Origin of the sequence: Rhizobium sp. NZLR1 (assembly GCF_017357385.1) — a bacterium.
GTDB lineage: Bacteria > Pseudomonadota > Alphaproteobacteria > Rhizobiales > Rhizobiaceae > Rhizobium.
The window spans coordinates 1-13259 of sequence record NZ_CP071634.1; the positions used below are offsets into that span (position 1 = coordinate 1).

Below are 13259 nucleotides of genomic sequence, written 5' to 3' on the forward strand. Positions count from 1 at the left end.
TTGAGTGTTTTGGACAACATTAGCGTATCGACGACAGATGTGCGGATCGAGCGGCATGCGAACCAGCTTTCGCGGCAACTGAAGCTGTTGCGCGAAAAGCTGTTTCCGCCGCTGTCGCAAAAGACGCTGCGCACATTTTCTTCCGGCGAGGCCGCTCAGATGATCGGCGTCTCCGACGGCTATCTTCGCCAGCTTTCGCTGGATGGCAAGGGGCCGCAGCCGGAACTTTCCCAGAATGGCCGGCGTTCCTATACGCTTGGCCAGATCAATGAATTGCGCCATTATATGGCAAAGCTGAAGCCGAAGGATGCGCTGTCCTACCTTCCCTGGCGGCGCCCCGGCGAGAAGCTGCAGACGGTTGCCGTCACCAATTTCAAGGGCGGCTCGGCCAAGACCACGACCACGCTTTATCTGGCCCAGTATCTGGCGCTGGCGGGTTATCGGGTGCTGGCCATCGATCTTGATCCGCAGGCCTCACTCTCTTCGATGCTCGGCGTCCAGCCCGAATTCGATCTTTCCGATGGTGATACGCTTTATGGCGCAATTCGCTACGATGCCGATCGCAAGCCGCTGAAGGACATTGTCCGCAAGACGTATTTCGATGGTCTCGATCTGGTGCCGGGCAATCTTGAATTGATGGAATTCGAGCATGAGACGCCGCGGGCGCTCAGTGATCGCCAGCGGCCGGGCGAACTGTTCTTCCGCCGCGTCGGCATGGCGATTGCCGAGGTCGAGGCCGATTACGATGTCGTGGTGATCGACTGCCCGCCGCAACTCGGTTACCTGACGCTCGGCGCCGTCTGTGCCGCCACGTCGCTGCTTATCACCATCCATCCGCAGATGGTTGACGTCGCCTCCATGTCGCAATTCCTGCTGATGACCTCGGATCTGCTCTCCGTGGTGCGCAAGGCGGGCGGCGATCTGCAACACGATTTCATCAAATATGTCGTGACCCGTCACGAACCCTTCGATGCCCCGCAGTCGCAGATCGTCGCGCTGCTGCGCAGCCTGTTCAGCGATGACGTGTTGACGGCGACAATTCTCAAATCGACGGCGATCGCCGATGCCGGCCTGACCAAGCAGACGCTCTTCGAGATCGAGAAGGGGCAGGTGCGCCGCTCGACCTATGATCGGGCGCTGGAATCGGTCAATGCCGCCAACGGCGAAGTTCTCGCCGGTATTCACAAAGCCTGGGGCCGCACATGAGCAGACGCGATCGCCTGAAAGGTCTTTTCGACGATACGGCGCAGGAGTTGGCCGCGGCCAACTACGAAGAGACGTCTTTGCGCGGATCGGCCGGGCCGGTTCGGACGATGGCCTTGACGCTTGGACGCATGGAGGAAGAGAGCAGGGCGATGCAGGAGGCTTTGCTCTCCGGCGAACGCATCGTCGAGCTCGATCCAGATCTGATCGATTCCTCCTTCGTCCGCGATCGCCTCGCCGATCATCCACTCGATATCGAGGACGAGCTGGTGCAGTCGATTGCCGAGAACGGTCAGGAAGTGCCGGTTCTTGTGCGCCGCCATCCCGATGACGACGAGCGCTATCAGATCGCTTACGGTCACCGCCGCCTGCAGGCCGTCAAGCTGCTGGGGCGCAAGGTGCAGGCGATCGTCCGTAAGCTCGACGATACCGATGTCGTCATCGCCCAAGGCATCGAGAATTCAGCGCGCCGGAACCTTTCCTATATCGAGCGGGCTGTCTTTGCCCTCAATCTCGAACTCAAGGGGTTCGAGCGTCCCGTCATCATGAAGGCACTGTCGACCGACAAGACCGAGCTGTCGAAGCTGATCTCCGTCGCCAAAGCGATCCCGGCCGACATCGTCAGGTCGGTCGGAGCCGCACCCGGTATCGGGCGTCGTAAATGGATGGCGCTTGCCCAGGACTGGAACGGAATGACAGCCGCGCGGCTTGCCAAGCTCATCGGTTCGCAACGGTTCACGGCTGAGGAAAGCGACCGTCGCTTCGAGCTTTTGGTTGCCGAGCTCGCCAGGAAAGAGGCGAAGCCCGAACCCACGGAATATGACTGGAAGCCGAAGAGCGGCGGCAAGATTGCCGGCCGAATCAAGAGCGCCGGCAATTCCTTTACGATTGCGTTGAAAACCGGCGATGCGCCGGATTTCGGCGCTTACATTTCACGTCGTCTCGATGAGCTTTACGAAGCCTATCGGGCCGGCAAGTTGCAAGCAGGAGAGTAGGCCGCAAAAGAAAAAGCCTCCGAACGTTGCCGTCGCGGAAGCCTTTCTCATATCTGGACAATCTGAGAATCGCACTTCCTCGAATCGCTGTCAAGCATCTTCGGCATCCTTTTGGGTGGCAGATTTCTTTTGCCTTGAGAAAAGGTGAGGGACATGGAGCCTCAATATGTATCGACGCCCTTTGGGCGGCGATCGATGACGCTTGGCATGCTGGCAAGCCAGGAAAATGCCAGTAAGGTCGATCCGGACGCATCGGTCGATAAGTGGAAGATCTTTCGCGCGCTCTGCGAAGCAAAGGACATGGTCGGCGTATCGGACCGTGCGCTCGCTGTTCTCAACGCGCTGTTGACCTTTTATCCGAAGAACGAGATTGCCGAGGCCAACGGTTTCGTCGTCTTTCCGTCGAACGAGCAGTTGTCGCTGCGCACGCATGGCATGGCCGGCACGACGCTGCGGCGGAACTTGGCGATGCTGGTGGAGGCCGGCCTGATTATCCGGCGGGATAGCCCGAACGGTAAACGTTTTGCCCGTCGTAACGGTCAGGGCGGGCTTGGAGAGGCCTTCGGCTTCAGCCTGGCGCCGCTCCTGGTGCGCGCTGGCGAGATCGAGGCGCAGGCGGCTCAGGTGCTTGCCGGCAAGCTCGAATGGAAGCGCCTGCGGGAGCGTCTGACACTTTGCCGGCGTGACATCGCCAAACTCATCGAGATCGCGCTGGAAGAAGAAATTGCCGGCGAATGGATCGAGATGCAGAAGCATTTCAATCTTCTCTCGGCAAGCCTGCCGCGGCGCCCGTCGTCCGCCGAGATGGAGAGCCTGCTGACTGATCTCGAAGCCTTCCGCGAAATGATCATCAAGACGCTGGAATTGAAGACGAAATCACATAAACCAGACGCCAATGATGGCCAAAACGGTCGGCACATACATAATTCAAACCCACACTCTCTATCTGAACTTGAACCAAGCTTCGAACCGAAGCAGGGCGCAAAACCGGAGGAAGAACCGCAGCCGTGGCGGGAGACGCCAAAGTCCTTCCCGCTTGCCATGGTGCTGCAGGCCTGCCCGGAGATCGTCGCTTATGGGCCAGGCGGTGGGATCGGCAGTTGGCGGGATCTGATGGCGGCTGCCGTCATCGTCCGCTCGACGCTCGGCGTCAGCCCCAGCGCCTATCAGCTGGCTTGCGAGGTCATGGGACCGGAGAACGCCGCGACGGTGATCGCCTGCATCCTGGAAAGAGGCGGGCATATCAACTCGGCCGGCGGCTATCTGCGAGACCTGACGCGGCGGGCAGAGCGCGGCGAATTCTCGCTTGGGCCGATGCTGATGGCGCTCATGCGGGCAAGTGGTCCGGCAGCAAGGAAAACCGGATGAGGGGGGCTGAAAACGTTTCGCGCCAGGTGCAACAGCTAGAAGGGAATGCTGCCGGTCGCCCAGGCAAACTCGACCGCTTCCTCCTGGCCTTTTGTTGAAAAGCGCCGTTAACCATGTCATAGATGGCGGAAGGAAACATAGGTTTTGCTTCCATTTGTGAAAAACCGTAAAGCTTAACAATGCGCTACGATATCGACGGTGTGATGCTTCAAACCCTGCTTCCGTCCCTTGCTGCGGCGGAGGACGCCGTGGCACGCTTGGACGAGCGGGTGTTGCGCGCGCCGGTCGGTGAGGGCTTTGCCGAACGCAGCCATTTCTTCGATGCTGCCGGCGCGCTCTGGGTGGCCGGCGAACTCGTGCATGTCGAGGATCTGGTTTTGCACGATGCGCATATGGATAGCCGGGCACCCAGCCACGAACTGACGATCGCTCACTCGGTGCTGCGGGCACGTCGGCGCATCTGGACCGGCGAGCCGACCTGGGCGCTGGGAGCTTCGGGACTTGCGACGCTAACCGCGACGCTCGGGGAAGGGGAGGGGAAAGTGCCGGAGGTAAACAGCCTCGCCGTTACGCTCGAGACCGAAGAAGAGGGCGGCGATGAGGACGGGCCGCTCGCGGCCGAGATGGCGGAGATCGATGCGCTTCTTGCCCGCTCGCAGAAGCTGCTCGATATCCATACCGGCAAAGCCCCGGCAAGCGAAACGGCCGCGGTTGCCCCGGCGAGGCGCAATGACGATCCTCTCGGCTTGCTGGGTGATGACGAATGGGACGAGGAACAGCGGCTTGCGGAGTGGCGGAGCGTACAGCCATTGGCCGAAAGTTTGCCGCCGGTTCTCGGCGCCGTCATCCTTTTCGAAGCCTGGGAAAGGATCGAGCCGTTGCGACGTCAGCACTGGCTCGGCGGTCTTCTGGTCGCAAGCCATCTGCGCGCCCGCGGCAAGGTCACCTCGCATCTCTTCTCTTTTTACGGTGGGCTGAAGCTGGTGCGCCATGAACGTCGCCGGGCGCGCGACCGGGCCACACGGCTGCAGGCCTTCCTGGAGGCGATGCATCTCGGTGCTGCGGCCGGACTCAAGGAACTCGACCGGTTGTCGCTCGCCCGTACACAGATGGAACTGCGCTTTCGCGGCCGCCGTTCGAACAGCAGCCTGCCGGACCTTGCCGATTTCATCCTGTCGCGGCCGATGGTCTCGGCGGCGATGGTTGCCCGCCATTTGCGCATCACGCCGCGCGGCGCTCTGAACCTCGTCAACGAGATCGGCATTCGTGAAATCACCGGCCGCGGCCGCTACCGCGCGTGGGGCATCATCTGAAAATAAGAGCGGCCGGGGATGACCCGGCCGCTCCAGCTCTTTACTTATGCCTATCGCCCGGAACCGCTGCACACTTCCGGGCGATAGGCATTTAGGTGAACACCCGGTCTGCCATCCTGTCACAGAGTGCAGACCGGGCGCTCTTGCGCTTCCTTTGCCCCCAGAAGCGCGGTCCCTATTCCCGCTCGCCCGTGAAGTTGAGCAGAAGCTGGAAGATGTTGACGAAGTTCAGGTAGAGCGAGAGTGCGCCGAAGACGGCGAGCTTCTGGTTCGATTCCTGATCGAAGTTTTCCGAATATTGTTCCTTGATGTTCTGCGTGTCGTAGGCGGTGAGGCCGACGAAGACGACGATGCCGATCACCGAGATGGCGAACTGCAGCGCGCTCGAACCCAGGAAGATATTGACGACGCTGGCGATGATAACGCCGAACAGGCCCATCATCAGGAACGAGCCCATGCGCGATAGGTCACGCTTGGTCGCATAGCCGTAAAGGCTGGTGGCGCCGAACATCGTGGCGGTGATGAAGAAGGTCCGCGCGATGCTCATTCCGGTGAACACCAGGAAGACGGAGGCAAGCGACAGGCCCATCACGGCGCAGAAGGCCCAGAAGGTGATCTGCGCGGTGCTGGCCGACATCGTCTGGATGCGGAACGAGAAGAAGAATACGAAGGCGAGCGGTGCCAGCATCACCACCCACTTCAGCGGCGAGCCGAAGATCGGCACGTATAGGGCCGGCGTCGAGCCGACAACGAAGGCGACGAGGCCGGTTATGACCAGGCCAAGAGACATGTAATTGTAGACGCGCAGCATGTGCTGGCGCAGGCCTTCGTCGAAGACGGCCTGGGTGCGGGCCACGGCGCCGTAGCGGGGATTGATCGGGTTCATGCTGATCTCCTCGGTTTGAACTAATAGAGCGAGCGGGCGAGCCGTTCGGCCGCCTGGTCGAGATTGAGACCGCTTTCGTCGGCGATCAGCGCATAGGCGACCTCGCCGATCTGCCAATAGGCGGCTTCTGCTTTTGCCAATGCGAGATGGCTGACCGGCTTGACCTCGAAGGCGCCTGGACGGACGGCGAAAAGCGACAGCCGCTTTCCCTCCGGCACCTCGATCGCCATCTCGACGCTGGGGCCGAATTCGGACGGGAAGATCTGCACGTCGGCGACCTTCCAGTCCTTCGGCAGTTCAGGCATCACGATCGCGGTGGCGGCGCGAATATCGTCAGCGCTATAGGTGGCCGGCGTCTGCGGCGGCATCGACTGGCGCAATGCGGCGGTCTGATAGGCGCGGACGGCATCCTCGACATAGGCGGGCGCTGGGACGGAGGCCGATACCTCGGTTGCCGAAAAAGCGCCGAAGGAATTGTGCGCCACCCAGCCGGCGGTAATCAGGATACCGACAGCGGCAATGCGCTGCATGGAATGAAAAATGCGGCCGTAGGAAAGGCCACGTTCCAGCCGGCGGGCGGCGTCGCGGGTCTCGGGGCGGCCGAAGGCACTTTCGCCGGCAAGCGCCAAGCGCAGCTCGCCCTTCACGCTGAGGTCGGCCATGACCTTGGCGGCAATCGCCGGGTGGTCGGAAAGATACGATTCTACCTGGATGCGGCGGGCGACATCGAGCTCGCCATCCACATAGGCGTCGAGATCGGCATCGAGGATCGGATCAATTGCTTTCATTGCCGTCCCCTCCGATAATTCTCAGATGCGAAACACGCGGCGTCTTCTCCTCGAATTCGCGCAATTGCGCGCGGGCGCGGGAGATGCGCGACATCAGCGTCCCCACAGGAATGCCGAGCGCATTGGCGGCTTCCTGGTAGGACAGGTCTTCGATCGCAACGAGATGCAGGGCCTCGCGCTGTTCCTCCGGCAGGCCGAAGAAGGCGTTGCGCACCTGCCGCAGGCGCACGGCATGTTCCTGGCCGGCCGGCAGCGACTGCTCGGCTTCGACAGCCGCCTCGTCGTGGCGGCGCGTCAGCGACCGGTTCTGGCGCAGACGGTCGATATGAGCGTTGTGCAGGATGGAGAGCAGCCAGGTGCGAAGATTGCCGCCGCTGCGGAAGCTCTTCTTCTTCTCCAGCGCCCGCACCAGCGCATCATGCACCAGATCCTCCGCCTCGTCCGAATTGCGCACCAGCGAGCGTGCGTAGCGCCTGAGCGCTGCAAGCTGTCCGATGACGTCGAAGGGGCGTTCTTTGCGTTCCATGATTGAGTATACGTCAGGGCGGCAGATCTTATTCCCGGCGAGAATAAAAAAATCATGCCGGTCGAGAATACCGTCTTCAATTAGCCTCTCCAGCGGACCGGCGCCCGAAATCCGCGGTTGTTTATGACAATTACATGACAGATCATGACGCCGCTGATTTGAAGGGGAAATTCAAGAATGAAGGAAAAGAAGCGGGTCTACGAAGCTCTCGTAGACGGCGCCATGGAAGGGCTGACGGATCAGGCGCTTTATGATTTCGTCAAGGCGCGTTGTCCAAAGGCCACCAGCAGGAAGATCGTCCGGGCCTCGCTTCTCGCCCTGACCGATCCTCATCTCAGGGACCGCAATATTCTCGACGTGATCTATGCGCTTGCGATCAAACATCGGCTGGATGACGGCGTGCTGGATGACGGCGAAGACGAGGAGCCCGACGAGCGGGCTCAATCGGCGCAGGCGGCCAACCAGAACATGCCGCAGCTTTCCTGAAGCGCGCCGGCCGCCCTCCTGAAATGTCAGCCCCCGTCCGAAAGCCCTTCGAGGATCGGACAGTCCGGCCGGTCATTGCCATGGCAGGCATGCACGAGGTGTTCCAGCGTGCGGCGCAATTCCGAGAGATCGCGGATTTTGCGGTCGATCTCGGCAAGCTTGCTCTCAGCGATGTCCTTGACGTCGGCACTCGCCCGGCTTTTGTCCTCGTAGAGCGCCAGTAATTGCCGGCACTCGTCGACGGAAAAGCCGAGGCCGCGCGAGCGCTGCAGGAAGCGCAGCTTGTGAACGTCGGTCGCGGCATAATCGCGGTAGCCGTTTCCGCCCCTTTCAGGGCGGATAAGGCCGATATCCTCGTAGTAGCGGATGGTCTTCGAAGGCAGGCCGGAGCGTTCCGATGCTTCGCCGATATTCATCGCCATCTCCTATAATTTTGCAAAACGCAGTCTCAGCGCATTTGAAATCACCGAGACGGACGAGAGGCTCATCGCCGCCGCCGCGATCATCGGCGACAGCAGCAACCCGAAGATCGGGTAGAGCACGCCGGCTGCGACCGGCACGCCGAGCGCATTATAGCCGAAGGCGAAGCCGAGATTCTGGCGGATGTTGCGCATCGTCGCCTCCGCCAGCCGCCGCGCCCTGACGATGCCGGTGAGATCGCCCCTTACCAGGGTGATGCCGGCGCTTTCCATCGCAACGTCCGCGCCGGTGCCCATGGCGATGCCGACATCGGCGGCAGCAAGCGCCGGCGCGTCGTTGACGCCGTCTCCGGCCATGGCGATGACCGCGCCTTTTGCACGCAGCTCGTCGATCAGCGCGCTTTTGCCCTCCGGCAACAGGTCGGCGCGGACCTCGTCGATGCCGAGGCTTTTTGCCACCGCACGCGCCGTGCGCTCGTTGTCTCCCGTCGCCATGATGATCTTCAGGCCGCTGTCATGCAGCGCCTTGATGGCGGCTGATGTCGTCGGCTTGATCCGGTCGGCAACGGCGACGAGACCGGCAAGCGCGCCATCCAATACCACGAACATCACCGTCTTGCCCTCGCGGCGCAGGGCTTCGGTCTTCTCGGCAAGCGCCGACGGATCGATGCCGAGATCGGCGAGCATCGCCGCATTGCCGAGCGCTATGTTTGTGTCGCCGGCGAGGCCCTGAACACCTTTGCCGGTCTTCGCCTCGAAACCGGTGATCTCGACGAAGGCGACACCGCGCTCTTCGGCGCCGGAAACGATCGCGTCGGCCAGCGGATGTTCGGAGCCGCGCTCCAGGCTTGCCGCCAGCGACAGCAGCCGGGTTTCCTCGATTCCGCCGAAAGCGACGATGTCGGTAAGCTTCGGCTTTCCCTCGGTCAGTGTACCGGTCTTGTCGACGATCAGCGTATCGACCTTGGAAAAACGCTCCAGCGCTTCGGCGTCCTTGATCAGCACGCCTTCCCCAGCGCCGCGTCCTGTGGCGATCATGATCGACATCGGCGTCGCAAGACCGAGCGCGCAGGGGCAGGCGATGATCAGAACGGCGACGGCGGCAAGCAGGCCATTCGCCAAGCTTGGCTCCGGACCGATCGCTGCCCAGACGATAAAGGCAAGGATGGCCGCGGCAACGACTGCCGGCACGAACAAGGCCGACACCCGGTCGACCGCACCCTGGATCGGCGCCCGCGAGCGTTGCGCCTTGGCGACCATGTCGACGATGCGCGACAACACCATGTCGGCGCCGACCTTCTCGGCCGACATGACGAGAGAGCCGTTCTTGTTGATCGTGCCGCCAGTCAGCGCATCGCCCGTCGATTTCTCGATGGGCAAGGGTTCGCCTGAGATCATCGATTCGTCGACGGTCGACTGGCCCTCGAGGACGGAACCGTCCACCGGAACCCGCTCGCCGGGGCGCACCCGCAGCCGGTCGCCGGTCTGGATTTGCTCGACCGGCACGTCGCTCTCGCCGCCATCGGCATCGATACGCCGCGCCGTCTTCGGCGCAAGGTCGAGCAAAGCGCGGATGGCCGAGCCGGTGCGTTCGCGTGCTTTCAGTTCCAGCACCTGGCCGACGAAAACCAGGGCGACGATGACGGCCGCCGCCTCGAAATAGACGGGCACAGCCGCGCCATGGCCACGAAAGCTCATCGGGAAAATGCCGGGCGCAAGCGTGGCGACGAGGCTGTAGACATAGGCGGTGCCGACGCCGAGACCGATCAGCGTCCACATGTTCGGGCTGCGGTTGACGAGCGAGGCCCATGCGCGGCGGAAGAAGGGGAGGGCCGCCCAAAGCACGACCGGCGTTGCCAGCAGCAGTTCGACATAGGTCGCCTGCGGTTCGCCGATCATTTCCCGGAGCTGCAGGCCGAGCATCGGACCCATGCCGAGGGCGAGCAGCGGCACGGCCAGGATGGCGCTGACCCAAAGCCGTCTGACGAAATCGACAAGTTCCGGACTTGGACCTTCGTCGGCCGGAGGAATGCCTGCCGGCTCCAGCGCCATGCCGCATTTCGGGCAGTCGCCGGGGCGATCGCTGATGACCTCCGGATGCATCGGGCAGGTATAGAGCGTGCCTTTCGGTGCCGGCTTTGCCGGAGGGCGTTTGCCGTCGCGATAGACTGGGGGATCGGCTTCGAACTTTGTCTGGCAGCCGGCCGAGCAGAAGTAGTATTTCTCACCCTCGACTTTCAGAAAATGTTTTGCCGTCGAACGATCGACGTCCATGCCGCAAACCGGATCTTTCGCGGTCAGGTAATCCTGCGGCGCAGCTGCAAACTTCGTCCGGCAGCCTTCGGAGCAGAAATGATAGAGGCGGCCCGCATGATCAAGCGAGGGTTTGCCGGCCTCTGGATCGACGGTCATACCACAGACGGCGTCACGAACCGGCGCGGGGGTAGTCGGGCTATGGCCGCAACAGCTGTGATCGCCGTTATGGGCGTTGCCGTGATGATGGTCGTGATCGTGTTTGATATTCATTGCCATCTCCTATGCCCGAGGGGCAGTTGGAGAGGCTTATCCACCTTCCAGCGACTGGAAGGTCAAGCGCTAATTTTGACGGAGATGATTTTTGTCTGCAGCCCGATCCTCAGATCGGGCTGATCAACCCGACCGGCTGGCTGCCGAGCAGGGCGGCGACCGAGATGCTGCCGCCGGGTTCGATCGTCTTTCCGGTCACCAGATCCGCCTTCAGCCCGTGAAGAGGGGAGGGGACGGCGATCGCCGTATCCTCCCAAAATTCCGGGCCGGCAAACAGCACGCCCGGGTCGAGCCAGCCGAACATCAGCCGGGGTGCGGCGACGATGGCAAAATCACTGGCATGCACCCGGGCAAAAGCCAGCACATGATCGCGCCGGCTGCCCGTCACCTTCAGCGGCAGATAGTCGCCTCTTATAAAGAGGTCCGGATGCCGCTGGCGCAGCTGCAGGCCGATCCCGACGATGCGCTGCTTTAACGCCGCCGCCTGTAGCTTGGCGATCGGTCCGGCTTCATCAAGCCAGGCGGTCAGCCGTGCATGATCGACCAGGCGTCGGTTGTCGGGATCGACAAGACTGAAATCGAAGCCTTCCGTGCCCTGGTAGATGTCGGGAATGCCCGGCGCCGTCAGCTTGAGCAGCGTCTGCGACAGGCTGTTGAGGTAGCCGGCTGCGATGAAGGGCTGCAGCACCCTTTCGAAATCCTCAAGGAAGGCGTCATTCTCGGGCGACACCAGCGCCGCTGCATAGGTCGTCACCGCTTCTTCGTAAGCGGAATCCTGTTCCACCCAATCAGTGTGGAGTTTCGCCTCGCGCACTGCCTTGACCGCGTAATCGGTCAAGCGCTGACGAAGCTCTTCCATCTGTCCTCTGTCGAAATCTTCCGGCCAGATGCCGGCCAGCGCCTGATAGAGCATCCATTCGATATTCGGCTCCGGCGCTACGCCATCCGGCAGGTCCTTCAGCCACGGCCGGTTCATCTCACGCCAGCGCGCCAGCGCCTGCACGAACACATCCGCGCCCTCGCTCAGCGCATAGAGCCTTGCGCGCGCATCCTCGCCGCGTTTGGTATCGTGGGTGGCGGTTGCCGACAGCCCGTGCGGCTGCAGCCGCGCCCGCTCGGCCATGCGACGATGGAATCCGTCCGGACCGTCGGGCGCCTTGCCGGGTTCGCTGCCGACCTCGTTGGCGGCAAGCAACCTGTTATAGCGGTAAAATAGCGTATCCTCCGTCGCCTTCGCCATCACAGGCCCGCTCAACTGCTGGAAGCGGATACGGAATTCGTGGGCTGGATCACCGTCGACCTTGCCTTCGAGAAGCTTCAGCACATGGTCGAGGGCGCGACGATCATCGAGCTCTGCTATGGCTTGCGATGCGGTCGCGGCAAGGACGGCTGAATCCTGCCAGGCGAGCGGGCCGCCATCGCCATAGGTGCGGTAGACGGGAAAGGCGATCAGCAGTTCGCTGAGCGCCTTGGCGATCTCGTCTCTGTTTATCTCGGGGAAGACCCCTGCCGCGATCGATACCAGCCTGCCGGTCTCGCCGGCGAAATTGCGCTCGACCATCTGTCGCTTGGCAAGCCGCCGGCCCTCCTCGAGATCGCCTGTCTCTCGGGCGACGCCACGATAGGCATCGTCCAATCTGCGCAGGCCGCCGCCGTCGACGAAGAGTTCGCTCAGCGCCGCGATGAATTCATATCCGGTGGTGCCCGCCACCGGCCAGCTTTCCGGCAGGACCTCGCCAGCCCCAAGGATCTTTTCCACGACGATATAGGTATCGGGCCCGACCGCTTCCCGCAGCCGGTCGAGATAGGCCTTGGGTTCGGCGAGCCCGTCGACATGGTCGATGCGCAGCCCCTGCACCTTGCCGTGGCGCACCAGCTCGATCGTCAGGCAATGCATGTCCTCGAACACCGGGGGATTTTCGACGCGGGTACCGACCAGTCCGGTGACCTCGAAAAAACGGCGATAGCTCAGATGCCGTGCCGCTTCATGCCAATGGGTGAGCCGCCAGTGCTGTCCCTCATGCAGGCTTTTAAGGAAATCGCGGTCGGACGAGACGTCGTCGAGTTTTTGCCGGAGGATCGCCCGATCGCCGCCTTCGAAGAGGATGTCGCGCATCGCCCGGGCGAGGTTCTCGCCGGAGGTGACCTCCGCAGCCTCTGCTATTCTCGTTGCCACCGGATCGTCGAGCCGGTTTGCGATCGCGCCGTAACAGCTGGGGTTGAGCGGCAACAGCGTCTCGAAATAACCGAAGGCGAAGGTGCCATGCGTTTCGTCCAGCGTAATGCGCAGCTCGCCATCAGCGAGCGCGCGCTCGAAATCCTGGCCGAGCTGCGGCAGGGTCAGCGGCTCGCTCCAGTCGATGTCGAAGTGGCCCGCATAGGCGCTTTGATGGCCGAATGCCAGTACGTCGCGCCACCAGCCGTTTTCCGGCGAAGCGGCCATGTGGTTCGGGACGATGTCGAGGATCAGTCCCATGCCGGCCGAAGCGAGGCTCTCCGTCAGCCGGTCGAACCCCGCGCGGCCGCCGAGCGCCGGGTCGATCTCGTTGGCGTCGGTGACGTCATAACCGTGGGCGGAGCCGCTGACGGCGGTGAAGATTGGCGAGGCGTAGAGATGGCTGATGCCGAGCGTCTTGAGATAGGGAACGAGGTCGCAGACGCGATCGAAGGTCATGCCGTTGCGGAATTGTATCCGGTAGGTCGCGGTCGGAAGTGTCATGAGGCCGTCTGACGTTGGAGGGAGACCCTT

At 62.3% G+C, this 13259-nt stretch carries 11 protein-coding genes; 5 read left to right on the top strand and 6 right to left on the bottom strand.

All coding sequences use genetic code 11. From position 1 onward, the window contains the following. Nucleotides 1-9 precede the first annotated feature (9 nt). The 4 genes from repA to J3O30_RS26670 all read left to right on the top strand — a co-directional run bounded on the left by repA (nt 10) and on the right by J3O30_RS26670 (nt 4879). Nucleotides 10-1206: a plasmid partitioning protein RepA gene (gene repA / locus J3O30_RS26655; protein WP_164012453.1), complete on the top strand. Its 1197-nt coding sequence runs from the start codon at nt 10-12 to the stop codon at nt 1204-1206. After that, entirely contained in the window at nt 1203-2198 is a 996-nt protein-coding gene (repB, locus tag J3O30_RS26660; protein WP_207585420.1) for a plasmid partitioning protein RepB, read from the top strand. Before repA ends, repB begins: the two co-directional genes overlap by 4 nt. 153 nt (nt 2199-2351) lie before the next feature. After that, a complete protein-coding gene (gene repC / locus J3O30_RS26665) occupies nt 2352-3566 on the top strand; it encodes a plasmid replication protein RepC (protein WP_207585421.1) in 1215 nt (404 codons plus the stop codon). Nucleotides 3567-3745: 179 nt separating this feature from the next. Continuing rightward, a complete protein-coding gene (locus J3O30_RS26670) occupies nt 3746-4879 on the top strand; it encodes an RHE_PE00001 family protein (RefSeq protein WP_207585422.1) in 1134 nt (377 codons plus the stop codon). 175 nt (nt 4880-5054) lie between these two features. Here the strand turns inward: J3O30_RS26670 and J3O30_RS26675 are convergent, their stop codons facing one another. From J3O30_RS26675 to J3O30_RS26685, 3 genes are read right to left on the bottom strand one after another with little or no spacing between them, the layout of a single operon-like run. After that, nucleotides 5055-5765: a Bax inhibitor-1/YccA family protein gene (locus J3O30_RS26675; protein WP_207585423.1), complete on the bottom strand. Its 711-nt coding sequence runs from the start codon at nt 5763-5765 to the stop codon at nt 5055-5057. Between the two features lie 20 nt (nt 5766-5785). Beyond that, entirely contained in the window at nt 5786-6553 is a 768-nt protein-coding gene (locus J3O30_RS26680) for an anti-sigma factor (RefSeq protein WP_207585424.1), read from the bottom strand. After that, complete coding sequence (locus tag J3O30_RS26685) at nt 6540-7079, bottom strand: sigma-70 family RNA polymerase sigma factor (RefSeq protein ID WP_207585425.1); 540 nt, start codon at nt 7077-7079, stop codon at nt 6540-6542. The genes J3O30_RS26680 and J3O30_RS26685 overlap by 14 nt, the downstream gene beginning before the upstream one ends. Before the next feature lie 177 nt (nt 7080-7256). On the opposite strand from J3O30_RS26685, the gene J3O30_RS26690 reads away from it, so the two are divergent. Next, complete coding sequence (locus J3O30_RS26690; RefSeq protein ID WP_207585426.1) at nt 7257-7565, top strand: hypothetical protein; 309 nt, start codon at nt 7257-7259, stop codon at nt 7563-7565. Nucleotides 7566-7591: 26 nt separating this feature from the next. Here the strand turns inward: J3O30_RS26690 and cueR are convergent, their stop codons facing one another. The 3 genes from cueR to treY form a co-directional block, all read right to left on the bottom strand. After that, nucleotides 7592-7981, bottom strand: a complete 390-nt coding sequence (gene cueR, locus J3O30_RS26695; RefSeq protein WP_207585427.1) for a Cu(I)-responsive transcriptional regulator — start codon at nt 7979-7981, stop codon at nt 7592-7594. A 9-nt stretch (nt 7982-7990) separates the two neighbouring features. After that, entirely contained in the window at nt 7991-10510 is a 2520-nt protein-coding gene (locus tag J3O30_RS26700) for a heavy metal translocating P-type ATPase (RefSeq protein WP_207585428.1), read from the bottom strand. A 109-nt stretch (nt 10511-10619) separates the two neighbouring features. Continuing rightward, nucleotides 10620-13229, bottom strand: coding sequence for a malto-oligosyltrehalose synthase (gene treY / locus J3O30_RS26705; RefSeq protein ID WP_207585429.1), 2610 nt, complete (start codon nt 13227-13229; stop codon nt 10620-10622). Nucleotides 13230-13259: the final 30 nt, after the last annotated feature.